The 24052-nt window shown below is 47.6% G+C and carries 25 protein-coding genes; 19 read left to right on the top strand and 6 right to left on the bottom strand.

Features of this window, described 5'->3' with window-relative positions; translation table 11 throughout:
- Positions 1-3 precede the first annotated feature (3 nt).
- On the top strand, positions 4-711 hold the full coding sequence (locus LCM20_RS17065; protein WP_225196708.1) for a DUF554 domain-containing protein: 708 nt from the start codon (positions 4-6) through the stop codon (positions 709-711).
- Between the two features lie 392 nt (positions 712-1103).
- On the opposite strand, the gene yyaC is transcribed toward LCM20_RS17065, so the two are convergent.
- Positions 1104-1757, bottom strand: coding sequence for a spore protease YyaC (yyaC, locus tag LCM20_RS17060; RefSeq protein ID WP_225196707.1), 654 nt, complete (start codon positions 1755-1757; stop codon positions 1104-1106).
- A 94-nt stretch (positions 1758-1851) separates the two neighbouring features.
- Between yyaC and LCM20_RS17055 the strand changes: the two genes are divergently transcribed.
- The 3 genes from LCM20_RS17055 to LCM20_RS17045 all read left to right on the top strand — a co-directional run bounded on the left by LCM20_RS17055 (position 1852) and on the right by LCM20_RS17045 (position 3995).
- Complete coding sequence (locus LCM20_RS17055; protein ID WP_225196706.1) at positions 1852-2871, top strand: hypothetical protein; 1020 nt, start codon at positions 1852-1854, stop codon at positions 2869-2871.
- Between the two features lie 67 nt (positions 2872-2938).
- Complete coding sequence (locus LCM20_RS17050) at positions 2939-3790, top strand: mechanosensitive ion channel family protein (protein WP_225196779.1); 852 nt, start codon at positions 2939-2941, stop codon at positions 3788-3790.
- 13 nt (positions 3791-3803) lie between these two features.
- Positions 3804-3995, top strand: coding sequence for a DUF951 domain-containing protein (locus tag LCM20_RS17045; protein ID WP_225196705.1), 192 nt, complete (start codon positions 3804-3806; stop codon positions 3993-3995).
- 123 nt (positions 3996-4118) lie between these two features.
- Here LCM20_RS17045 and LCM20_RS17040 read toward each other — a convergent pair whose 3' ends face one another.
- Complete coding sequence (locus tag LCM20_RS17040) at positions 4119-4721, bottom strand: hypothetical protein (RefSeq protein ID WP_225196704.1); 603 nt, start codon at positions 4719-4721, stop codon at positions 4119-4121.
- A gap of 238 nt (positions 4722-4959) precedes the next feature.
- On the opposite strand from LCM20_RS17040, the gene ychF reads away from it, so the two are divergent.
- The 4 genes from ychF to rpsR all read left to right on the top strand — a co-directional run bounded on the left by ychF (position 4960) and on the right by rpsR (position 7249).
- A complete protein-coding gene (gene ychF, locus LCM20_RS17035) occupies positions 4960-6057 on the top strand; it encodes a redox-regulated ATPase YchF (RefSeq protein ID WP_225196703.1) in 1098 nt (365 codons plus the stop codon).
- A 145-nt stretch (positions 6058-6202) separates the two neighbouring features.
- Entirely contained in the window at positions 6203-6496 is a 294-nt protein-coding gene (gene rpsF / locus LCM20_RS17030) for a 30S ribosomal protein S6 (protein WP_225196702.1), read from the top strand.
- Between the two features lie 12 nt (positions 6497-6508).
- A complete protein-coding gene (gene ssb / locus LCM20_RS17025) occupies positions 6509-7000 on the top strand; it encodes a single-stranded DNA-binding protein (RefSeq protein WP_225196701.1) in 492 nt (163 codons plus the stop codon).
- A gap of 21 nt (positions 7001-7021) precedes the next feature.
- On the top strand, positions 7022-7249 hold the full coding sequence (gene rpsR / locus LCM20_RS17020) for a 30S ribosomal protein S18 (RefSeq protein WP_079477514.1): 228 nt from the start codon (positions 7022-7024) through the stop codon (positions 7247-7249).
- A gap of 257 nt (positions 7250-7506) precedes the next feature.
- On the opposite strand, the gene LCM20_RS17015 is transcribed toward rpsR, so the two are convergent.
- A complete protein-coding gene (locus LCM20_RS17015) occupies positions 7507-7950 on the bottom strand; it encodes an Rrf2 family transcriptional regulator (protein WP_225196700.1) in 444 nt (147 codons plus the stop codon).
- Between the two features lie 170 nt (positions 7951-8120).
- Between LCM20_RS17015 and hmpA the strand changes: the two genes are divergently transcribed.
- Positions 8121-9296, top strand: a complete 1176-nt coding sequence (gene hmpA, locus LCM20_RS17010) for an NO-inducible flavohemoprotein (RefSeq protein WP_412098009.1) — start codon at positions 8121-8123, stop codon at positions 9294-9296.
- 44 nt (positions 9297-9340) lie between these two features.
- Here the strand turns inward: hmpA and LCM20_RS17005 are convergent, their stop codons facing one another.
- Both LCM20_RS17005 and LCM20_RS17000 read right to left on the bottom strand, forming a co-directional pair.
- Complete coding sequence (locus tag LCM20_RS17005) at positions 9341-9976, bottom strand: YczE/YyaS/YitT family protein (RefSeq protein ID WP_225196698.1); 636 nt, start codon at positions 9974-9976, stop codon at positions 9341-9343.
- Positions 9977-10095: 119 nt separating this feature from the next.
- A complete protein-coding gene (locus LCM20_RS17000; RefSeq protein WP_225196697.1) occupies positions 10096-11796 on the bottom strand; it encodes a peptide ABC transporter substrate-binding protein in 1701 nt (566 codons plus the stop codon).
- Positions 11797-12027: 231 nt separating this feature from the next.
- Here LCM20_RS17000 and LCM20_RS16995 point away from each other — a divergent pair, with 231 nt between their 5' ends.
- From LCM20_RS16995 to LCM20_RS16970, 6 genes are all read left to right on the top strand, one after another.
- On the top strand, positions 12028-13197 hold the full coding sequence (locus LCM20_RS16995; protein ID WP_225196696.1) for a pyridoxal-phosphate-dependent aminotransferase family protein: 1170 nt from the start codon (positions 12028-12030) through the stop codon (positions 13195-13197).
- Positions 13194-14777 carry a phosphoglycerate dehydrogenase gene (gene serA, locus LCM20_RS16990; protein WP_225196695.1) on the top strand — a complete coding sequence of 528 codons (1584 nt, stop codon included), beginning with the start codon at positions 13194-13196 and terminating at the stop codon, positions 14775-14777. Before LCM20_RS16995 ends, serA begins: the two co-directional genes overlap by 4 nt.
- Positions 14778-14780: 3 nt before the next feature.
- On the top strand, positions 14781-15269 hold the full coding sequence (locus tag LCM20_RS16985) for a hypothetical protein (protein ID WP_225196694.1): 489 nt from the start codon (positions 14781-14783) through the stop codon (positions 15267-15269).
- A 142-nt stretch (positions 15270-15411) separates the two neighbouring features.
- Complete coding sequence (locus tag LCM20_RS16980; RefSeq protein WP_225196693.1) at positions 15412-16932, top strand: AbgT family transporter; 1521 nt, start codon at positions 15412-15414, stop codon at positions 16930-16932.
- A 95-nt stretch (positions 16933-17027) separates the two neighbouring features.
- Positions 17028-17642, top strand: a complete 615-nt coding sequence (locus tag LCM20_RS16975; RefSeq protein WP_225196692.1) for a histidine phosphatase family protein — start codon at positions 17028-17030, stop codon at positions 17640-17642.
- Positions 17639-17869 carry a hypothetical protein gene (locus LCM20_RS16970; protein ID WP_225196691.1) on the top strand — a complete coding sequence of 77 codons (231 nt, stop codon included), beginning with the start codon at positions 17639-17641 and terminating at the stop codon, positions 17867-17869. The genes LCM20_RS16975 and LCM20_RS16970 overlap by 4 nt, the downstream gene beginning before the upstream one ends.
- 236 nt (positions 17870-18105) lie before the next feature.
- Here LCM20_RS16970 and LCM20_RS16965 read toward each other — a convergent pair whose 3' ends face one another.
- Complete coding sequence (locus tag LCM20_RS16965; RefSeq protein ID WP_225196690.1) at positions 18106-18921, bottom strand: histidinol-phosphatase HisJ family protein; 816 nt, start codon at positions 18919-18921, stop codon at positions 18106-18108.
- Between the two features lie 155 nt (positions 18922-19076).
- Between LCM20_RS16965 and LCM20_RS16960 the strand changes: the two genes are divergently transcribed.
- The 4 genes from LCM20_RS16960 (at position 19077) to dnaB (ending at position 23971) form a co-directional block, all read left to right on the top strand.
- A complete protein-coding gene (locus LCM20_RS16960) occupies positions 19077-20021 on the top strand; it encodes a YybS family protein (protein WP_225196689.1) in 945 nt (314 codons plus the stop codon).
- 33 nt (positions 20022-20054) lie between these two features.
- Positions 20055-22028, top strand: a complete 1974-nt coding sequence (locus LCM20_RS16955) for a DHH family phosphoesterase (RefSeq protein ID WP_225196688.1) — start codon at positions 20055-20057, stop codon at positions 22026-22028.
- Positions 22025-22471, top strand: a complete 447-nt coding sequence (rplI, locus tag LCM20_RS16950; protein ID WP_225196687.1) for a 50S ribosomal protein L9 — start codon at positions 22025-22027, stop codon at positions 22469-22471. The genes LCM20_RS16955 and rplI overlap by 4 nt, the downstream gene beginning before the upstream one ends.
- Before the next feature lie 138 nt (positions 22472-22609).
- The gene (gene dnaB, locus LCM20_RS16945) at positions 22610-23971 is read left to right on the top strand and encodes a replicative DNA helicase (protein ID WP_225196686.1); all 1362 of its coding nucleotides are present in this window, start codon (positions 22610-22612) and stop codon (positions 23969-23971) included.
- Positions 23972-24052 lie beyond the last annotated feature (81 nt).

The following is a 24052-nucleotide window of genomic DNA, read 5'->3' as shown; positions in this document are numbered from 1 at the left end:
CGTATGGTACTGCTTGGAACGTTAGTAAACGGGTTATGTATTGTGATTGGAACAGCGCTCGGATTGTTTTTCACAAAAATTCCGGAGCGCTTCAAGGAGACGGTCATGAGCGGTGTCGCGCTTGCGGTTACGTTGATCGGGCTTCAAATGGCCTTTGAAACGGAGAACATCGTCATTGTATTGATCAGCCTTCTGAGTGGAGCGATTATCGGAGAGGCGCTTCGTCTTGAGGAGCGGCTCGAATACATAGGACGCTGGGTGGAGCGTAAATTCACAAAGCCCGGTTCCACTTCAACTCTCGCTCAAGGATTCATTACCGCGTCGTTGATATTCGTGATTGGCGCACTCGCGGTCATCGGAGCGCTCGACAGCGGACTTCGTAACGACCATGAGATCCTGATTACGAAGGCAATCATCGATGGGTTTGTCTCGCTTGTCTTGACGTCCACTCTGGGGATCGGAGTCATCTTCTCCGTTATTCCTGTCGTGCTCTATGAAGGGTCGATCGCCTTGTTTGCGACACAGATCAACCGGTTCATCCCGCAGGATATGCTGGATATGTTCATTGTCGAGATGACGGCGGCGGGTGGATTGATGATTGTGGCGATCGGGCTGAATATGTTGAAGTTGACGAAGATCAGGGTGGCGAACTTGCTTCCTGCGTTAGTGATGGTCGGAGTCGTGCTTGCAATCGTTCAACAATTTTCATAACAGAAAAAGTGGTTGAGACTTATCGGTTCGCTGAGTAAGAGAGGAACGGTGCCTGCGAAACGACTCGCTTTCCACCGGCGGTCGGTGAGCTTCCTCGCTCGCTTCGCTCCCTGCGGGATCTCACGCTGCCCTCCATTCCGGCAGGAGTCTCCCCCTTTCTCCAACACCTCTATCTAAAAGAGGCGGAACCTCGTGTGCTTACATCAGCTATTGTGGCTGGCAGAAAAGTTAAGGACGATGCAAGCATAGAGGTTCTGCCCTCCCTTCTCCCGCCTGCTGAATATTCTTTGGAAAACAGAATCGTTCACCGAACAAAACCCCTGAGGTTGCATTGGTTAAATGCAACCTCAGGGGTTTTTGTAGATGGGAACACTTTTTTCCCAGCCTCTTATCTACATAAATCCATCCAAGCGTGATTTCCTGCTGTACAGAGCGTCTCTTCTCTTTGTCGCTGCCGTGAAGGCTTGTGTGGGAGACGTCTCTAAGCGGGCGCGGCGGCGTTTCGTGTCGGTCATCTGAATGGCTGCGGCCACCTTGGCGGCCATCTGCATGACGACGTGAAGGCGCGTGTTCTGAAGGACGACGTGTTCCATGAATCCACTGACATTGACCATACCGCTGATGTGAAGGTCTCCGATGGCAGGCAGATCCTTCTTCAATGCGGAACCCGGTGACAAAGGTCCTTTTCCAAGGACGACAGAGCCGACGGACGTCGCTTTTCCAAGACAGGCGTCTACAGCGAGAATGTAGGGATTGGGATGTTCTTTGTTCATCGTTTCGACTCGTTCTTTCAGGTTCAAAGCGTGCAGCGGATCTTCCAGTGTGCCATAGACATGGAAGGTCCCCAGGTTCTGATCCTTCAGCATCGATCCGACCAGAGGACCGAACGAATCACCTGTGGAGCGGTCTGTGCCGATACAAGCGATGACGATCTCTTTAGACGGAGGAAGCCAATCATTTAAATGGGAGCTTAAGAGGTCACTCATCAATTCTTCGTCAATGTGGACCCTTCGTTCTTCGTTGGAAAACTTGTCCTTAAGATTCATAGCTTCTCCTCCAAATTCATAGTAGTAACAGTATATAAGGATGTCCGTCATTCTATACGTGTACGCGGCAAATACATAGAGGTGGAGGAAGGATATGATTAAATCAGGTTTGAAATGGATGTTTCTGATCATTGGAACGATTATTGGTGCCGGGTATGCATCGGGTCGTGAGTTGTGGCAGTTCTTTGGACATGGGTCCAGCCTGGCGATACTCTTGTTCACCCTTATGTTCACCTCGTGTTGTTACACCATTATGTCCATCAGTTATCAAAAACAAACGGGGCATTATTTACCTGTTCTCCGTGCCATCGTAGGAAAGCATTTGACCGGTATTTATGACTGGATGATCATCATTTATTTGTTTACGACGACCGTCGTGATGCTTGCTGGGAGCGGGGCAACGTGGCAGGCGTTTCATTTCTCCTATCGGTTCGGTGTACTGGCCATCGTCATTCCGCTTGTTCTTTTGTTCGTCTGGGATGTAAAAGGGATCGTAATCGTAAACAGTTTCGTACTGCCTCTTCTGATTGCGGGCCTTCTATTTGTTCTGATCTTGTTCATCTCCGATCAACAGCTTTCCCTGTTCGGATACGTAAGCGAGATGGACAACTGGATGTCGGCCTTCCCGTTTACAGCACTTAATATTCTTCCATTAATCGCGGTCTTAGGGGCGATTGGGAATCAGATGAAGCATAAAGGCGAGGTATGGATAGCCAGTGTGGGAAGCGGTGTCCTGATCGGAACGATTTCCTATTTATACAACAACAGCTTAATCCAAATTTCAGAAGATATCATATTATATGAAATCCCCTTATTTGCGATTTTAAAACACTATCCGTATGAAATGATGCTCTTTATGTCGGCTATGCTGTGGATTGCCATCTTCACAACGGCTGCTTCCGGAACGCTCGGACTCGTCACCAGATTCCGAGAATACGTGAGACAACCCCTCTGGATTCTGGCTTTAGGCCTGATTGCCGTCATGCTTCCGCTCACTTCATTCGGCTTTTCGACGCTCATTCAATACTTGTATCCTTTGTATGGTTTTTTGAATTTGTATGTGCTTGCCGCCCTACTGATTCATCCGGCTATTTCCCGATACAAATCTCGATAGAAACCTGTTAAAATAGATTTCATATTGAAGTCGTACAGGAGGGAAATGGGTGGGAGATTTAGAAACCATGTGGAATGAAACAATCGACTATGTATTTGGACCTCAATTATGGACAGCCATTGGTCTTGGGGCCATGCAGATTGTTTTAATTCTCATCATCTCATTCTTAGTGATTAAAATTGGTCGAAGGTTGATTACGAAATTCTTTGCCAACCGAACAAAGGGACCGTTCAAAATTTCGCAGCGCCGGGAGTCTACACTAAGTAAACTGGTAGCAAACGCCTTGTCTTATGTCGTGTATTTTGTTGCTTTTATCATGATTTTGGAAACCTTCACTCTCGAAATCGGCGCCTTATTAGCCGGTGCAGGTGTAGCGGGTCTCGCCATCGGTTTTGGTGCTCAGAACCTTGTCCGTGATATCATCTCCGGTTTCTTCATCATCTTTGAAGATCAATTTTCTGTAGGAGATTACATTCGTACATCAGGTGTGGAAGGATTCGTAGAGGAAGTCGGACTCAGAACGTGTAAAGTGAAAGCATGGACAGGCGAAGTACACATCCTGCCAAACGGAAACGTGACCCAAGTGACCAACTACTCGATCCATAACAGCATCGCCGTTGTCGATGTGAGCGTCGCCTATGAAGAAGATATCGCACGGGCAGAACAGGCCCTTGACGATTTGTTAAAAGAATTACCGGAACGTTATCCGGACATGCTGGATGAGCCGAAGCTTTTAGGTGTTCAGAGCCTGGGAGCCTCAGACGTCGTCATGCGGATCATCGCAGAAGTGACACCCATGGAGCACTGGGCCATCGCCCGTGCCATGCGTAAAGAAGTGAAAACCCGTTTAGATGCAGAAGGAATCGAAATCCCATTCCCACGTATGGTGATGTATTCCCGAGAGGAACAAGAAGCCTAAGGAGGTATGACGTATGTCTTATCAATTGAATGACGTTGTGCAGATGAAGAAGCCGCACCCTTGCGGGGAAAACCGCTGGAAAATCATCCGAATGGGCGCAGATATCCGGGTGAAGTGTGAGGGCTGCGGCCACAGTGTACTCATTCCGAGACGCAAGTTCGAAACGAAGATGAAAAAAGTGCTGGAAACAGCGGAGCAGGAATAAGCAGCAGAGCTAACGAAAAGGTTCTGAATGAAATGGAGTGCACCGCGGGGTGTTCAATGAATGAACTCACGTTTTTCTATAGACAAAAGGTTCCAACCATGACTTGATGGTTGGAACCTTTCTTTATTGAATGGTTAAACGAATCGAATTCGTGCTGACTTTTAACCTTTCCTTCAATTCATTCGTAATATCAAATTCTATTGTTGTACCCGGGCTCATATCTGAGAATACGAGAGAACGGTCGACGTTGAGTGTTCCGTCTTTTCCGGAGCGGCTGTCGGCTGAAGGTTTCAGATTGCTGATATGATCGAACAATCCGCCTTTCAGCTCGACCTTCTCCCTCCACTTATCAGGAATTGAAAAGGAGGGCTGTCTGCTTGAGAGGACGATTTCGACGTCCCCGCTTTCAATATTCATCTCTCCATTCGGCGGAATCGATTCGCCGTTTACGGTGATCGTATATGTGAACTGTTGTTTTAATAGCGATACTGCTTCATCTGTTTCTAAGAAATTCAGTGCATCAGAGGTCAGCTTTTCATAAGCTTGGACCTGTTCTTCCAATTGTTCGATTTCGAGTTTCTGCTGTCGCAGGGTTTCTCTCATTTGTTCCCGCTGCTTCTCTAATTGAGTGATCTGTTCATTCTTCAGTGGTTTCGCTTCCGATTGGGATGTGCATCCACTGAGGATGATGGCTCCGCTAAAGCAGACCACCCATAGTTTCTTCACATTCATTTCCTCCTATCTTCATCATTAGACGACATATTGTCTATGAATGTTTCAATTTGGCATAATTGAATGAAGGAGAGCGGTAATTCCGTTCTTTTTGCCTGGAGAAACAGGAAGAATCCGCTAGTAGAAAGGTCCAGTTTTTCATTTTTGATTGGTTGTTATTTTCTAGTACAGTATCTATAATTGAAGAGACTAACATGCATGTATGTAAATCCTTAAGGAGTGAAAGTCTTATATGGCACTAACAGCAGGAATCGTAGGTTTGCCGAACGTAGGGAAATCTACGCTATTTAACGCAATCACACAAGCCGGCGCTCTATCAGCGAACTATCCATTCGCCACGATCGATCCGAACGTAGGAATCGTGGAAGTACCGGATAGCCGCCTGGAGAAGCTGACCGAGCTTGTCAATCCGAAGAAAACCGTCCCTACAGCTTTTGAATTCACTGATATCGCAGGAATCGTAGAAGGTGCGAGTAAAGGGGAAGGACTAGGAAACAAATTCCTATCCCACATCCGTCAGGTCGATGCGATCTGTCACGTTGTACGTGCTTTCGAAGACGAGAACATTACACACGTATCGGGTCAGGTCGATCCAATCTCTGATATCGAGACGATCAACCTTGAGCTTATTCTGGCCGATCTTGAAACGGTGACGAAGCGTCTTGAGCGCGTAGCGAAGCTTGCCCGTCAGAAAGATAAAGACGCGGTTGCAGAGTACAACGTCCTTGAAAAAATTAAAGAAGCACTGGAAGCGGAGCAGCCTGCCCGCGCTGTTGATTTCAGCAGCGATGAGCAGAAAGTGGTCAAAGGCCTTCATCTACTCACTTCTAAGCCCATCCTCTATGTTGCCAACGTCAGCGAAGATGAAATCGGCGAAGGAGACAACGACAAGGTAAAAGCGATCCGTGATTTCGCATCTAATGAAGGTGCAGAAGTGATCGTCGTTTGTGCCAAAATCGAGTCTGAAATCGCTGAGCTTGATGGCGAAGAAAAAGAAGAGTTCCTTGAAGACTTGGGTATTGCAGAATCCGGTCTCGATCAATTGATCAAGGCGACGTACAACCTTCTTGGTCTTGCGACGTACTTCACGGCAGGTGAGCAGGAAGTCCGCGCCTGGACATTCAAAGAAGGCATGACGGCTCCACAATGTGCCGGCATCATTCACACGGACTTCGAGCGAGGCTTCATCCGTGCAGAGACGGTATCTTATGGAGATCTTGTCGATGCAGGAACGATGGGTGTCGCACGTGACCGTGGCCGCGTTCGTCTGGAAGGTAAAGAGTATCTCGTAAAAGATGGCGATGTCATCCATTTCCGTTTCAACGTATAAAAGCATAAATCAGGGTTCTTCCGTTTTGGTATTGTAAATCTTGGACAACTTTGTTATAATACTTCATTGTGAGTAATTAAAGATGTAATTACTCCTTGCTCCTTTTCTAGAAGGAGCCGTTAAGTCCATAAGGAGGTGAAAACGGATGAGTAGAAAATACGAAATCATGTATATCATCCGCCCAGACATCGAGGAAGAAGCTAAGACATCTGTCAAAGATCGTTTCAGCAAAATCCTAACTGATAACGGTGCGGAGATTCAAGAAGTTAAAGAAGTAGGTAAGCGTCGTCTTGCTTACGAAATTAACGACTACCGTGATGGTATCTACGTAACCATCGACTTCACAGGTACACGTGAAGCGATCAACGAATTCGACCGTCAAGCGAAGTTCACGGATGATATTATCCGCCACATCGCTGTACGCGAAGATGACAAATAAGGAGTGATTCTGATGTTAAATCGTGTCGTATTAGTCGGCAGATTGACGAAGGATCCTGATTTACGCTATACGCCAAATGGAGTAGCTGTCGCCAACTTCACAATTGCGGTAAACCGTCCTTTCTCAAACAAACAGGGCGAGCAGGATGCGGACTTTATCAACTGTGTCGTATGGAGACGAGCAGCTGAGAACTTAGCCAACTTTATGAGTAAAGGAAGCCAAGTTGGAGTGGATGGTCGCTTGCAGACAAGAAGCTTCGATAACCAGGAAGGCAAGCGTGTGTTTGTAACAGAAGTTGTTGCAGACAGCGTTCAATTCTTAGAATCCAAAGGTTCTTCACAAGGTGGAGGAAACCGTGGAGGTTCAGGATACCAACCGAATCAGAATCAACAACCATCAGGAAATAACTTCGGTTCTAATAATAACAACCAACAACGCAACGATGATCCCTTTGCTGACCAAGGGGAACCCATCGATATATCAGATGACGATCTACCATTCTAAAACAGAAAGGAGTGACGCTACATGGCACGTCGTGGACGCGGAAAACGTAAAAAGGTGTGTTTCTTCACAGCTAACGGAATCACACACATCGATTTCAAAGATACTGATTTGCTAAAACGTTTCGTTTCTGACCGTGGGAAGATTCTTCCTCGCCGAGTAACAGGAACGTCTGCTAAGTATCAGCGTAAATTGACGAAAGCGATCAAGCGCTCTCGTCAAATGGCTCTACTTCCTTACTCTACTGAATAAGGGTAGCGCAGATGAAAAACGGTGAAGTCTAACTCAGACTTCACCGTTTTTTTTATGCTCTGAATCCCGATGACGGCCGTAGAAACCGCTCAGAGAATCCTCCTCACGACCATTCCGGTCTCTTTATTTTGTCAAAGCGGTTGAGATGCTCCTTCTCGATGCAGCTTTGAAGACTGAGGACGTGCGAAAACGTCTTGAAAGTCATCCTCTTGTCTATTTTTCCCCCAACAAAAAAAGCGCAGCCACAAAAGGCCGCGCTAATCTGATGAAATGCCCATCAGAACCTTCAATTCATCTTGATTGGTCAATAAATCCTCAAGCGTATAAGCGTCCACTACCTTTAAGAACGCCTGCAGCGCCTCATGAAGTACATTCTTCAGCTTACAGGCTGGAGTGATGACGCAGTAGTTCGTGCTGCAGTTGAAGCACTCCAGAAGGTGAAAATCATCCTCCATTGCACGCACCACATACCCGATATTGATGTCCGCTGGAGGCTTAGCCAGTTTGATGCCTCCCGATCGTCCGCGAATCGTTTCAATCAACTGAAGCTTGTTCAACTCGTGAATGATCTTCCCTAAGTGGTTCTCTGAAATGTGGAACACTGCGGAAATCTCTTTCTTATTCGAAAGCTCTCCTGCCGGTTTAGACGCCGTATAGAGGAGAACGCGTAGAGCATAGTCGGTATATTTTTTTAAGCGCATAATCATTATCCTCGTTTATTGGTTTTCACTCATTTTATCATACCCTCTACATGATTTCTTTCCCATTGTTTACAAAATGGACATAAAATATGTATATAAAATATAGGTTTAACTTGTATAATAAAGATGTATATTAAATACATGTTAAAGGGGTTCTGAAAATGTCTACTATGTTAGATCAGAAGACCATTGAAACCATCCAATCGACCGTCCCTGTTCTGAAAGAGCATGGAGAGGCGATTACGAGCCATTTTTACAAACGTCTATTTGAAGACCATCCTGAACTGAAAAACATCTTTAACCAAACCCACCAGAAGGCAGGAGAGCAGCCAAGGGCGTTGGCGAACACCGTCTATGCCGCTGCGCTCCATATTGACCAGCTGGAAGCGATTCTGCCTAAAGTGAAACAGATCGCTGAGAAACATAGAAGCTTGAACGTTCTGCCGGAACATTATCCGGTTGTCGGCGAGTACTTATTGAATGCCATCCGTGAGGTGCTCGGAGAGGCCGCAACAGACGATATAGTAGATGCATGGGGCAAAGCCTATGGTGTGATTGCAGACGTGTTTATAAGCGTCGAGAAGAGCATGTACGAGGAAGTTTCGAATCAGCGAGGGGGCTGGACTGGATATCGGGAGTTCAAGGTTGTGAGAAAAGAAGAAGAAAGCACGGAGATCATTTCTTTCTACCTTCAGCCTGTCGACGGAGGAGAAATCCCTCACTTCAAGCCTGGTCAATACGTGACAGTGAAAGCACAAATCGAAGGAGAGCCACACGATCACTTGCGTCAGTACAGTCTATCCTGTGCACCGGGAGAGAGCCACTTCCGTATCAGCGTGAAGCGCGATGGCATCGTCTCTTCATGGCTTCACCAATCGGTAGAAAGCGGGGATGTACTTCCGATCAGTGCACCAGCAGGAGATTTCTATTTGGAAGAAAACGTGGAACGTCCCGTTGTCTTCCTAAGTGGAGGCGTCGGTCTCACGCCGCTGCTCAGCATGTGGAACACGTTAAAGAAACAGCGCAATCGAAACGCGCATTTCATTCATGCAGCAAGAAACGGAGACGTGCATGCGTTACGCGATGAAATGAATGCAGATATCGAAGGGTTGAAGACCCACTATATCTATGAAAAACCGACAGAGACGGACCAGGCTTCTCATCACTATGATAAAGCGGGGTTCGTGGATCTTGAGTGGTTGAAGCATCAAGTCCCGAAAAAAGCTGATTTCTACTTCTGCGGGCCGGAAGGATTTATGAGAGCGGTCGTACTCGCCTTAAGAGAATGGCAGATTCCAGAAGAACGGATCCATTATGAATTCTTCGGTACACAGGGACAATTATAAAAAAAGAGAGGCCCCCCTAAGGGCCTCTCCATGCTCCATTACAATTATTCGTGACATACGGCCGACTGACGAAGGAAAAAGCGCTGGTCGAACCGGTCGAGATACGTCATGAACAGGTGGATGATCGCTCCGCTGAACAATGTGATCAGGACGGTTCCGATGCCGATTGCTCCGCCGAACAGGGCGGCGAGGATGACGAGGACAATGCTGATCACGATTCTGGAAAAGGAGATCGACCACCCTGTCAGCTGATTGATGACCAACATCATCCGGTCGAACGGATTCGGTGCGAAGTCAGCCTGCAGGTTGGTTGCGATGCCTAAAGCGGAAATGATGATCCCGAGCAGCAGGCAGATCCACTGTGTGGCAATCGTTTGCGGAACGATGGTGTCTTCGATGACGAACATCCAGAAGTCGATTCCTGCCCCCGTTAACAGGGAAGTCGCAATCGCGAATAACTCCGGACGTTTTTTACTGACAACCGAATTGAATACAATCATCGTAAACCCGACTGCAATCTCCCAGCTTCCGATTGTAAGGCCGAACGTGCGGTAAAGGCCCACTAACAGAGCATCGAACGGTGACGTGCCGAGGCGGGATTGAATGGTCAAGGCAATGCCGAGTGCGAGTACCGTGATGCCCTTAACGTAATAGAAAAAGCGCTGGTAGGAACGTTTCATTCTCCTCCCCCTTCCTCTCGATTCTAAGGCTCTGTTATGGACTATACGCCTTCTCTTTCCTCCTTTCAACCATAAAAAAACAGCCGCAACATCACTGTCGCGGCTGTTCTTATGCATTTTTATTCTTCTACATACGCCCACTTGAATTCGAACTCTGGACCAGTTGCTGTTGTGAATACTCCCTTGATAGAAGGACGGAACAGCTGTGCTTTCGCATCTTGATAGATTGGTGCAACGGCTGCGTCTTCTGTAAGAAGCATTTGCTCTGCTTCAAGGAATGTTTCAAAGCGTTTTTCTGGTTGAGTCGCGAACTCTCCGTTTGCTTTTTCGATCAATGCATCGTATTCAGGGTTGGAGTAGCTCATGTTGTTGTTCTGTCCGCCTGTCAGATACATGTTCAAGTATGTGTTCGGGTCTACGTAGTCAGGTCCCCACGTCGCTGCTTCGATTTGGAATTCTCCAGCACTGTCACGACGTACACGTTCTTTGAATGGTACTTCTACAATTTCGATTGTAAGACCTTCAAGTTTTTCTTCCAGCTGGCCTTTGTAGTAAGCCATAACGTTTGAGGATGTACCTGTGTCGTCACCCATAAGTTCGATTGTGATCTCTTCCTGACCAAGTGCTTCTTTCGCAGTTGCCCAGTGCTCTTTAGCTTTTTCTTCGTTGGACTCAACAAGTGGTCCTTGCGCTTCACGGAAGTCTTCTCCGCTTTCAGGCATGGATACGAAGTTCGATGGCACGTAACCTTCTGCCGGTACAGAACCGTCGTTCAGGATCACGTCTGTAAGGGATTGACGGTCGATCGCGTAAGAAATCGCCTTACGAACATCTACATTAGCAAGAGCTTCGTTTGTTTCCTGGTTGAACTTCAGGAAGTATAAGTATGGTTTCTCAGCAATGTCGAACGCATCGCTTGAACGATATTGGTCAACGAATTCTGCGTTCAATTCTGTTTGGTCGATTTGATCGGATTCATACAAGTTTACGCCTGTTGCTACTTCTTTGATTACTTTTGCGTTGATTTTTTCTAACTGTACAGCATCAGCATCCCAGTAGTCTTCGTTCTTCTCTACTGTCCATCCTTCACCGTGGTTCCACTCTGTCATTTTGAATGGTCCGTTAGAAAGTGTGTATTCAGCTTCTGTAGCGAATTGCTCGCCGTGTTCTTCAACGAATGCCTGGTTGATCGGCATGAATGTAACGAATACCGTCATGGATTTGAAGTATGGAATTGGCTTTTCAAGTTCAACTTGAAGTGTCTTATCATCTACAGCGGTTACGCCAAGATCTTCTACTGCTGCTTCTCCGTTACTTACTGCAGAAGCATTTTTAACAACGCCGCCAAGGAAGTAAGGGCCGTACTCAGATCCCGTTTCAGGATCAACAGCTCTTCTCCAAGAGTAAACGAAATCGTTCGCTGTAACCGGGTCACCGTTTGACCATACAGCGTCTTCGCGTAGGTTGAATGTCCAAGTAAGCTCGTCTTCACTTAGAGAGGAGTCGACAGCCATACCTTCTGTCAGCTGACTGTTCTCATCTAAACGATAAAGACCTTCGACAGTTTCCCCTGCCCATTGGAAACCAACGGAATCGGTAATCAGTGATGGGTCCATGCTAGGAATTTCACTTTTTGCTGTTACGGTAATTTCTTGTGCAACACTTGACCCTTCTGAATCATTTGTTGTCTCTGTGTTTTCTTCGTTGTTCGTTTCTTCACCTGTTTCTGAACTTGTCTCAGATGAACCGCCACTACAAGCCGCTAGTACTACGACAGCTAATAGAGCGAACATGAGCCAAAGGCTTTGGTGTTTTCTCAATGTGATTCCCCCTAAGAATATTTTAAAATTTTCTAAAAATAGTTACTTTTCGAATTATACATATGAATGCATATTTTTTCAGCCTAATCTTTAGAGAAAAAAAAGAAAAAAAGTCCTTTAACTGAAAATTCGAATAAGATTGACATCATTCGTTCTTCTGATAGGATAAAGGAATATCATTTCTATTGCTTTCATTAAAATAGAAAGAACTTATGAGGAGGGTGTTTTGAAGTGAAGCCTGAATGGGATTTGTTGCATACGCCGGGACCTACACCAATTCCACCAAGTGTAGAGCGGGCGATGAACCAGCCGATGATCGGTCACAGAGGACAGAAATGTAAAGATTTGATCCAATCGGTCACGCCACGCTTGAAGCCGGTTTTTAAGACAGAAGGAGACGTGTTGATTTTAACCGGGAGCGGAACATCTGCGCTTGAGTCGGCCGTCGTGAATACGACCAACCCTGGCGATGACGTCATTGTCGTTGTCGCCGGTTCGTTTGGGGATCGTTTTGCTAAGATTTGTGAGACATATGAACTGAACGTCCACCGTATCGATATAGAATGGGGAAAAGCGGTTGCGGTAGATCAAGTGGAACAAGTGCTGCGTGAACAACCCCAAACGAAGGCTGTATTCCTCACCCACTCCGAAACGTCAACGGGCGTCATGCATCCGATTGAGAAAATTGCCGAGCGTGTGAACCAAGTGAGTGACGCCCTCGTGCTTGTCGATGGAGTCTCGTCGGTTGGTGGCGCTGTGCTGGATATGGATCGTTTTGGAATCGATCTCTTGGTAACAGGATCTCAAAAAGCGATGATGCTCCCACCTGGTCTTGCATTTGTCGCGATGAGTGAACGGGCTTGGGAACGAATTCAGGAAACGTCACGTCCACGATTCTATTTGGATCTCCGTGCCTACCAGAAACGTGTCGGCGATGGCCAGACACCGTTCACGCCAGCTTTATCCCTTTTATTCGGTTTAGATGAAGTGTTGAATTTAATAGAAGAAGAAGGCGGAATCGATCGTGTCGCTGAACGCCATCAATTGATGCAGCAGATGACGAGAAAAGCCTGCCGCGCGTTGCAGCTGCCGTTGCTCGTCTCTGATGAAGATGCGTCCACGACCGTGACCTCGATCCGACCGGAAACCTTTGAAGCCGAGCAGTTGAGAAAACTGGCGAGAGAAGAGTTCGGTCTAGTCCTGGCGGGAGGCCAGAACCATATGAAAGGTGAAATCTTCCGGATCGGTCATATGGGTTACAGCCGCCCGGCCAATGTGCTGCAATACATCAGTATCCTTGAAATCCTGCTCAAGCGATTGGGCCATGACTTCGAACCCGGTGCCGGAAGCGCGGCAGCTCAGGAAGCATACTTAGAAGGAACAAGGGAGGATCAAGCATGAAACGTGTACTCATTTGTGATCCGTTAAGTGAAGATGGCATCCGTCCATTACTTGACGCAGAAGATGTGGAAACAATCGTCCAGACCTCAATGGACCGTGATCAGTTACTCGAAGCCGTTCAAGAAGTCGAAGCCATCATTGTACGCAGTCAAACGCAACTGACACGAGAGGTGATTGAGCACGCTTCAAACCTTAAGGTCATCGGTCGTGCCGGTGTCGGGGTCGATAACATCGATCTCGATGCAGCGACAGAGAGCGGCGTCATCGTCGTCAATGCTCCTGACGGGAATACAATCTCAACAGCCGAGCATACGATGGCCATGCTGATGTCACTCGCACGAAACATTCCCCAAGCCTATCATGAGCTGAAGCAGAAGCGTTGGGAGCGCAAGAAGTTCGTCGGTGTCGAATTGAAAGGCAAGACCATCGGGATTGTCGGTTTCGGACGAATCGGGCTTGAAGTCGCCCAGCGTGCCAAGGGGCACCGCATGGACGTCATCGCTTTCGATCCTTTTCTAAATGAAGAAAAAGCGAAAAAAGCAGGCGTGAAGCACGGATCGCTTGAAGACGTCCTGAAAGCAGCGGACTTCTTAACCGTCCATACTCCTCTTATCGAGAAAACGAAGCACCTGATCAATAAAGAAGCCATCGAATTAATGAAACCAGGCGCTCGGATCTTGAACTGTGCGCGCGGAGGGATCGTTGAAGAGGATGCGCTCTTTGAAGCGATACAGGAAGGGAAGATTGCAGGAGCCGCTCTGGACGTATTCGAAGAAGAGCCAGCGACGGAACATCCCCTTCTCGACCTGCCGGAAGTCATTGCAACGCCTCACTTAGGCGCAAGCACCATCGAAGCACAGGAAAATGTCGCAACAGACGTCAGCTATGACATTCTCGAACTATTAAGAGGCGGAACGGTGAAGAACCCGGTCAACCTCCCATCCGTTTCCTCCGAGATGATGGAGAAGCTGTCACCGTACTTCAAGCTGTCCGAACAGCTGGGTGCCTTCTTATCTAAGGTGGTAGAAGGAACGCTTGAGCGTATTCATGTCTACTACTCTGGTGAACTTCTTGATGTCGATACGATGCCGCTTACGAGAATCGCGGTCAAAGGGATCTTGAAGCGCCATATCGGGGAACGTGTGAACGATGTCAATGCGTTCAAGACGGCCTCTGATAAAGGCATCGAAATCAATGAACAGAAATCGACATCGACCAAAGGATTTACGAACCTTGTGACGGTCGAAATCGAAACGGATCAAGAAAAACGGAGCATCGCCGGAACCTTATTGAATGGTCTCGGAGCCCGGATTGTCCAGCTCGACCATTATTCGATCGACGTTGTACCGGACGGTCACCTGATCGTCATCCAGCACACCGACCAACCGGGTGCGATTGGACGTGTCGGAAGCCTGCTTGCCAAGCATGATATGAACATTGCGACCATGCAGGTAGGGCGTACGAATCTCGGTGGAGATGCGGTGATGGTGTTGTCCGTTGACCGTGAAGTAGAAGGCGACTGCCGAGAAGAACTGTCCGCCATCGCGGATATCAGAAAAGTGAAGTGTTTGAATTTATAAAGTGTGAGCGGCGAAATGCCGCTCTTTTTTTATGCGAAGCGTTCATTGATGTCCAAAAATATTCCAAGTGATAGGATAGAGAAAGAAGGGGGGAGTGAATGGATGAAGGATAAAGTGGTGTTAAAATATAATATCAATGGTGAGCTTCTTTTGTTTCTCGGGCCGTTTTGCTTTTTATTCGTAGATTCGGTGATCTTTGAAATCCTAGCGGTTGCTTCTTTTATTTATGCTGTTTTTTGCTTATTGAAAGTTTTGATCTTTCGACAGGTTTTGACGATTACTTTCGATAGCATCTCGTATAAAGGGAAAGGCATACGACGTACCATCGCTAAAGAGCAGATCAAAGAAATCAAAATCCTCAAAGGTACGTTGGAAGTGAGGACAGAGGATCCGGACATAGAGAATCTAACGGTCTCTCTTTTTAAAATCGCAGAAACTCCTGAACTGAGGAAGATACTCAAGAATTATAAATACAAGAAGTATTTGATGTAGAGAAAGGGACGCTTACATAAATGTCGTAAGCGCATACATAATGGAAGGTTCTCGTCATAAGTATAATGTTTTGACTTTTTTTGTAGAGGCTGTTAAATTAAATGCCGACCAAAAAGATCAAGATTAAAAGGGAGGTCTATCGATGTCAGAGAACAGGGAGAAGGTTTCTTCTCCGCGAAAATTGTTGTTTCGTGTGCTAGATGGAATTGAGTGGCTCGGAAACAAGCTACCGTCCCCTCTGTTACTATTTGCTATTTTAGCTTTCATTGTTGTCATTATTTCAGGAATTTTCTCAGGGGTTTCGGTTACGAACCCTACGACGGGAGACGTTGTCGAAGTTAAGAACCTCTTCAGTATCAGCGGACTCGAATACATCTTCAACAGTGCGGTGGAGAACTTCATCGGATTCCCGCCCCTTGGAGCTGTACTTGTGACGATGCTCGGTATCGGACTTGCTGAACAGACAGGTCTGATCCACTCTTCCTTGAAGGGAATCGTCTTCAGCTTTCCTAAACGCCTGCTGACAGCTGCCCTTGTGTTTGCCGGTGTTATGTCCAGTCTTGCGGTTAACGCTGGATATGTCGTCCTGCCTCCACTTGGAGCCGTGTTGTTTTTAGGACTCGGCCGTCACCCGCTTGCCGGTCTTGCCGCAGCGTTTGCCGGGGTCTCCGGTGGATTCGGTGCGAACCTGGCGCTTACGTCTACAGACGCTATTCTTCAGGAGCTGACAGCGGAAGCAGCACGTACCATTGATCCTGCTTATGCCGATACGATCACGGTAACGATGAACTACTTCTTTGCTGCAGCATCCGTGTTATTGATCACCTTCATTGGTACGGTTGTAACAGATAAAATTGTGGAACCTCGTCTTGGAAAATATAAAGGAGAAGAACGTGGAGATTTGGAAGAGTTGACGGGTCTCGAGAAACGAGGCATGCGCCTTGCTGGAATCGGCTTTCTCGTAACGTTCGCCTTCATGGCCTACCTTTCATTCGGACCACTGCGTGGAGACGGTGCTTACATCGACTCGCCATTCTTCAATGCGCTAGTCTTCGTTATTTTTGTACTCTTCCTCGTTCCTGGTCTTATTTACGGAATTGTAGTGAAAGAAATCAAGAATGATAAAGACTTGACGAAGCTGCTCGGGAAAACGATGGCCAGCATGAGCGGTTACATCGCCCTGGCCTTCACAGCCGGACAGTTCATCGCTTACTTCCGTGAAACGAACCTCGGCACCGTGATCGCCTTTAACGGAGCGGACTTTCTAAGTAATACCGGCTTTACGGGAATCGGATTGATTCTGAGCTTCATGGGGATTACGATGCTCGTCAACTTCTTTATCGGGAGTTCCTCAGCGAAATGGACAATTCTGGCACCTGTATTTGTTCCGATCATGATGAATCTTAATTACTCACCTGAGTTTACGACGCTTCTGTATAGGATTTCAGACTCGGTAACCAATATGGTCACACCATTGCTGCTGTACTTCCCAGTCATTATCGCATTTGCACAGCGCTATGATAAGAAAGTTGGAATTGGTACGTTGATTGCCATGATGATTCCATATGCCGTAGCGTTTCTACTAGGCTGGCTCGTCCTCCTAGCCGTTTGGGTACTACTCGGAATTCCAGTAGGTCCTGGTGCGCCTATTTCATATCCTTAATGATGCAAGCCATGGGAGTCGATCTCCCGTGGCTATTATTTTTACCTTTTTTCTTTCTAGTAAAAAACGTAAGATAGATACAAGAGGTGAAAGCGATGACAACGATTTATGTGACAAGACATGGAGAAACAGAGTGGAATTTAGAAGGGCGCATGCAGGGAAGGAAGAATTCGTCCCTGACAGCGCTCGGAGAAGAGCAGGCGGTCAGACTGGGAGAACGCTTAGCGGACGTTCCGTTCGAAAAAGTCATTTCCAGTTCGAGTGGAAGGGCGAAGCAGACCGCACAATTGATAATCGGTGACCGTGACATCGAGATGCTGGATCGTGAAGAATGGCAGGAAATTGATTTAGGGCCATGGGAAGGAAAATTGAAAGAAGAGCTGGAAGATGCCCATGGGGAGGAATTCCGCCGTTTTTGGGAACAGCCGCATACATATCAGCCTGTTCAAGGCGAAAGCTTTCAAGCCGTTATCCATCGGGTCGGAGCGGAAATAGAGAAGCTTGCTGAAAGCAAAAAGCCGGTCTTAGTCGTGACGCATGCTCTGGCATTAAAGGCCCTGCTCTCCTATGTGCTGCAGAAACAACCGGAAGATTTTTGGACCGGGAAGTTCATGCACCAGACAGCTTTGACTGTCATTGAGAAGAAAGAGGGAACGTGGCAAGTCGTGATGGAGGCGGATTGTTCCCATCATAAGGAGGTGGAGGCGTGAATAAGTTCGAAGCTCTTTTTGCGATTGCGTTGCTGATGCTGACGACTTTTGCGTTTTTTACAAGTTCGGTTCAGCTTCTTCCATACATTTTGATTGGTCTTGGAATCGTTGCCTTACTGTCAGCGATCCGGGCGCTTAAGCAATCGAAGAAAAGTTTTGTCGGGTATTTGAATGTGGTGACGTTTTTTGTAGCGGTGTTTTGGGGTGTATCGTTACTAGTCGGTTAACACCTGATTCAGGTAGTGGGCAGTGGGGTGTAAAACAACTCGCTTTCCATGGGCGAGCTTCCTCGTTCGCTCTGCTCACTGCGGGATCTCCCCTATCTCGTACTTCCCATCGGAGTCTCATCGTTTTACACCCCACTGCGCAATGTTCTGGTGTGGATCTCACCCTACAATACCCGATGATTATGAGTAGAGAGGGATTTGCTCAGCTTTAAAAAACCCCCGTTCTGACTGCTACCTTACCCAATCGGGTGTTTTGTAGCTTGGCGGTTTTTGAAGGTGTGGAGCTCTTCGTATCCGACGGATTTGGCGAGTTCGATGGCTTCGTTGTATCGGTACCCGATATGGCCCGGTTTGTGGGCGTCTGAACAGATGACAATGCCTACACCGTGGGCTTTGCACGTCTTCAGGAGCTCTGGATCAGGATACAGTTTTCCGACCGGTTTGCGCAATCCAGCTGTGCTGATTTCGATACACGTATCGGTTTCAGCCAATGCTTTTGCGGCCCGCTCGTATTGTTCACGAAGAAAATCGCGGTCTTCGGGTTCGTAGCCGAAGACTTTGATGACATCGATGTGACCGACGAAATCAAAAAGGCCGGACTGAGCGAGTGTGACGACGCGGTCGAAATATTGTCTGTACACTTCGTGAAGGTCGCGTTTTTCATATTCATCGCGGTAAATCGCCAGGTCGATTCCCCAGTCGTCGATCCAGTGGACGGATCCGATGACGTAATCGAATGGGTGCGCCTCGATGAATTGCTTCATCTCCTCTTCTTTTCCCGGCATATAATCCATTTCGATGCCCATCTTCACCGGAAGGTTTTCTTCTTTGGCGGCATCGAACAGACGTTGATACGTTTCGAATTGAAGGGTACGTCTATTCTCTACCCAAGGATTTGAAAGAATCGGTCTCGTCTCTTCAAAAAAGTATGCGTGCTCGGAAATTCCAAGCTCTTCGATTCCCTCCTCCTTCGCCTTTTGTATGTACGTCTTCAAATAATCGACATCCAGGTTTCCCGTCTCTGCCATGTGTACGTGGTAATCTGTCAGCATTTCATCAGCATCCCTTCGTTTACAGAAAGTTTAGTCTATTTTATCAAAAAGTTCTCTTTTCTACGAAAGAAAGATAGGAGAAGAATCGGAAAGGTCGAATATGTTAAAATAGACAAGTTAGTACACACCGAAAGAAATAGAGGTGCTTGTTGGGAATGAATGACACGAAAAGAATTACAGAAGGGGCTTTAATGACAGGGGTATATCTGCTATTGTTATTGGTAATTATTTTCACACCGAGTATCATTGGCAGTATCTTAATCCTTGCCTTACCTGTTCCTTTTATTTTTTACAGTTATCGTTACAGTTGGAAATCCGGAGCGCTAATGCTCGTCGCTGCCTTGATCTTCACGCTGATCTTCGCGACGGTCTTCTCGCTGCCGGCTACATTATTCGCCGGGCTCGGCGGAATCTTCTTAGGTGGAGCCTTGTATCAGAAGCGCACAGCCTATGAGACGTGGGCGGTTGGTACCGTCGGTTTCAGTATCGGGTTCTTAAGTATCTACCTGTCTACTCAGTTATTCTTCGGAATCAATTGGAGTGACGAGATCCGCAACAGCTTAAATTCTGCACTTAATGTTACAGAAAGTATGTTTGGCGGTCTGCTGACGAGTGAAAACCAAGAACAGCTCGATGCATTCCGCGAATCGCTTAGCATGCTTCCTGATTTGATTCCGAGTGCGCTCGTGCTTGTCGGGATCATGACAGCGTTCGTCGCCCAATGGCTTTCGTATAAAGTGATCAACCGCATAGAGCGGAACGGACTCCGTTTTCCGCCATTTCGTGAATTGAAATGGCCGACATCCATTTTGTGGTATTACTTTATCGCTTTAATTCTAAGCTATGTGGTGACAGATGAGAATGGCGTCTTATACTTAGCCGTCGTCAACATCTTTGTATTGACTGGTTTTCTCCTTGTACTTCAAGGGTTTTCGTTTATCTTTTACTATGCGGAACAAAAGAAGTGGTCCAAAGCGATTCCAGCGGTTATCGTTGTCGTTTCCCTTCTTCTTCCACAACTCTTGCTGTACCTGGTCCGAATCTTAGGTATAATTGACTTAGGATTCTCTTTGAGAGAACGAATCGAGAGGAAGAAATAAAGCTCGTATAGAATAGTAGGAGCTGAATGAGAAATGCCGAATTTTTTTAAAAAACCAACGATGAGCGGACACTTATGGGTCATTTATCTGATCTCATTAGTCCTGCTTGGATTCATTTGGTATTACCAGTGGATGCTTGGATTGATGATGACGCTTTTCTTAGCGGCTTCGATTTTTTACAGCGTCCGTACTGAGCAGCACATGATCAATGAGACAGAAGAATATATATCGACCCTCTCCTATCGTGTGAAAAAAGTTGGAGAAGAAGCGCTGTTAGAGATGCCAATCGGAATTGTCCTCTACAGCGAAGATTATAGTGTCGAATGGGCCAACCCGTATATGAACCGCTTTACTGATGAGGACTCCATCGTTGGGAAATCGCTCAAGGAGCTTTCTGACAAACTGATTCCAAAAATCAAAGAGGATGAATCGGAGTGCTGGGTCACCATTGATGGGTACCAGCTTCAGACGATCATCAAGCGGGACGAGCGTCTCTTGTATATGTTCGACCGAACGAAACAGAATGAAATTCATAACCTTTATGAAAATGAACAAACGGTCTTATCGATCATTTTCTTAGATAACTATGAAGAAATCACCCAAGGGATGGATGATACGGCCAAGAGTCACATCAACTCGCAGGTGACATCGATCTTGAACAAATGGGCCGGCGACTTCGGCATTTATTTGAAGCGTACGTCACAGGAACGCTTCCTGGCTGTGATGAACCAGGAGATCTTGAAGTCGCTCGAGAAAGCGAAGTTCGAAATTCTCGATGATGTCCGTGAACTGATCACCGATCAAAACGTACCACTTACGCTAAGCTTCGGCGTCGGGGTCGGACCTGTCAGTCTCCCGGAATTAGGGGAACTGGCTCAGTCCAGTCTCGACCTTGCCCTCGGCCGTGGTGGAGACCAGGTCGCAATCAAGGATGATTCCGGGAAAGTCCGTTTCTACGGCGGTAAGACCAACCCAATGGAAAAACGAACCCGTGTCCGCGCTCGCGTCATCTCCCATGCGATGAAGGAGCTCGTTCAGGAGAGTGAAAAGGTGCTCATCATGGGGCACAAATCTCCGGACATGGATTCGATCGGGGCTTCGATCGGGATTCTGAAAATTGCCCAGGCCAATGATAAGAAAGCGGCGATCGTGATCGATCCTGATGATATCGATACCGGTGTGCAGCGGATGATCGAAGAGATTCAGAAAGATGAAGACCTGTGGCGCTATTTCATCACACCAGAGGATGCGCTTGAGATGGTGACGAACGAAACACTGCTCGTCGTCGTCGATACGCACAAGCCGAAGCTCGTGATGGAAGAGAAGCTTCTCTCTAAGACCGAGCATGTCGTCGTCATCGACCACCACAGAAGAGCGGAAGAGTTCATCGCAGACCCGACGCTCGTCTATATGGAGCCTTACGCTTCATCGACAGCCGAGCTCGTGACCGAACTGCTTGAATACCAGCCGAAGAAGCTGAAGTTGTCGATGCTCGAATCGACAGCCCTGCTTGCTGGGATCATTGTCGACACGAAGAGCTTTACGCTGCGCACGGGGTCCCGTACCTTTGATGCGGCTTCCTACCTTCGTTCGAAAGGGGCTGACACCGTTCAGGTCCAGAAGTTCATGAAGGAAGATCTGGACGTCTACATCCGCCGCAGTTACTTGATTCAACGGGCGGAGATCTACCGTGAAGGAATTGCGATTTCGACCGGGGATGAAGGGGAGTCATATGGTCCAGTCATCATTGCTCAAGCAGCGGATACCCTGCTCACGATGAGCGGCGTCATCGCTTCGTTCGTCATCTCAGAACGCAGTGACGGCCGGATCGGGATCAGCTCCAGGTCACTTGGGGATATCAACGTCCAAGTCATCATGGAGCGCATGAATGGTGGAGGCCACTTGACCAATGCCGCCACCCAGCTCGAAGACACAACGATTGAAGATGCGAAAGCATTATTGCAAGATATAATAGACGAATATTTTGAAGGGGGAGACACAGAATGAAAGTGATTTTCACTTCGGATGTAAAAGGTAAAGGTAAAAAAGGGGAAGTTAAGAACGTAAATGATGGGTACGCCCGTAACTACCTGCTGAAGCATAACTTAGCAGTAGAAGCGACGAAAGGGAACATGAAAGCCCAGGAAGCAAAAGATCAAAAGCAGGAACAGCTGGCTCAGGAAGAGGTTCAGGAAGCAGAGAAACTAAAAGAAACGCTTTCCAACCTTGAAGTGAAGCTGACAGCGAAATCCGGCGACAGCGGCCGTCTCTTCGGCTCCATCACAAGCAAACAGATCGCAGAAGAGTTGAAGAAGACCCACAATATCAAGATCGATAAACGTAAAATCGAATTGGACGAGCCGATTCGTACACTGGGTTACTCGAACGTCCCTGTGAAGCTTCACAACGAAGTGACAGGTACGATCCGCGTTCACATTGAAGAAAAATAGACCGTTTTGTTTTGAAGCGAAAGCACTTGTTTATCTCTCGCATGCCGAGAGCGATTCATGTGCTTTTTGCTTTGATGGAAGGGCTGACTCTCACGTTCAAGCCCTCACCACAGATCGCCTTAGAGGAGGAAACAGCAAGTGAGTGAATTTTGGAATGACCGCACCCCGCCTCATAATATTGAAGCGGAACAAGCCGTGCTGGGGGCGGTTTTCTTAGAACCTGAAGCAATGTCGACAGCAGCGGAGTTTCTACTCCCGGAAGATTTTTACCGTGCCAGCCACCAGCGGATTTTCGAAGTGATGCTCTCGCTTGCCGATCGTGGTGAGCCGATTGATCTCGTGACCGTCACGACGGCACTCGCAAACAACAAAGTGTTGGAGGAAATCGGAGGCGTATCGTATTTGAGCGATATTGCGAACTCGGTACCGACCGCCGCCAACATCAGTTATTACACGAAGATCGTCAGCGAAAAATCGACGCTTCGAAGCCTGATCCGCACAGCGACGAACATCGTCACGTCCGGCTACGAAGAGGAAGAGAATGTCGAGGACGTATTGAACTCTGCCGAGAAGGATATTCTCGAGGTTTCTCAGAGAAAGAGTTCAGGAGCCTTTAAAAACATTAAAGACGTCTTGATCGACGTCTATGACAATATTGAAGAACTGCACAATAACGCCAGTGGTGTAACCGGCATCTCGACTGGTTATCGCGACTTGGACCAGATTACGTCCGGATTCCAGCGAAACGATCTGATCATCATCGCCGCCCGTCCATCCATGGGTAAGACCGCGTTCGCCTTGAACATCGCACAGAACGTCGCCGTCCACTCGGATGAGAACGTCGCGATCTTCAGCCTCGAGATGGGAGCCGACCAACTGGTCTCCCGTATGCTGTGTGCGGAAGGGAACATCGATGCCCAGCGTCTTCGTACAGGGAGCATGGAGTCCGATGACTGGAACAAGCTGACGATGGCGATGGGTAGTTTATCGAACGCCGGTATTTTCATTGATGACACGCCGGGTGTACGGGTCAGTGAAATCCGTTCCAAATGCCGCCGTTTAAAGCAGGAACACGGTCTTGGTATGATCCTGATCGACTACCTGCAGCTGATCCAAGGGAGTGCGAACTCGAAAGAGAACCGTCAGCAGGAAGTTTCTGAAATCTCCCGTTCCCTAAAAGGACTGGCTCGTGAGCTGAACGTTCCGCTGATTGCACTGTCCCAGCTGTCACGTGGGGTAGAGTCTCGTCAGGACAAGCGTCCGATGATGTCCGACCTTCGTGAATCCGGATCAATCGAGCAGGATGCGGATATCGTCGGATTCCTTTATCGTGATGATTACTACGACCAGGAATCCGAAGCTCAGAACATCATTGAAATCATTCTCGCCAAGCAGCGTAACGGTCCAGTCGGGACGGTCTCGCTCGCTTTCGTGAAGGAATATAACAAATTCGTGGACTTGGATCACCGGTATAGTGATGCCGATGTTCCACCCGCCTAGCGCATCGTAATCATAAAAGTCCGGCCGTCGCATTCTTCTTGAATGCGACGGCCGGACTTTTTTCGTGGATGGAACAGGGGG

The organism is Halobacillus litoralis (assembly GCF_020171725.1).
Classification (GTDB): Bacteria; Bacillota; Bacilli; order Bacillales; family Halobacillaceae; genus Halobacillus; species Halobacillus litoralis_F.
This window is presented reverse-complemented; position numbering and strand designations above follow the sequence as displayed.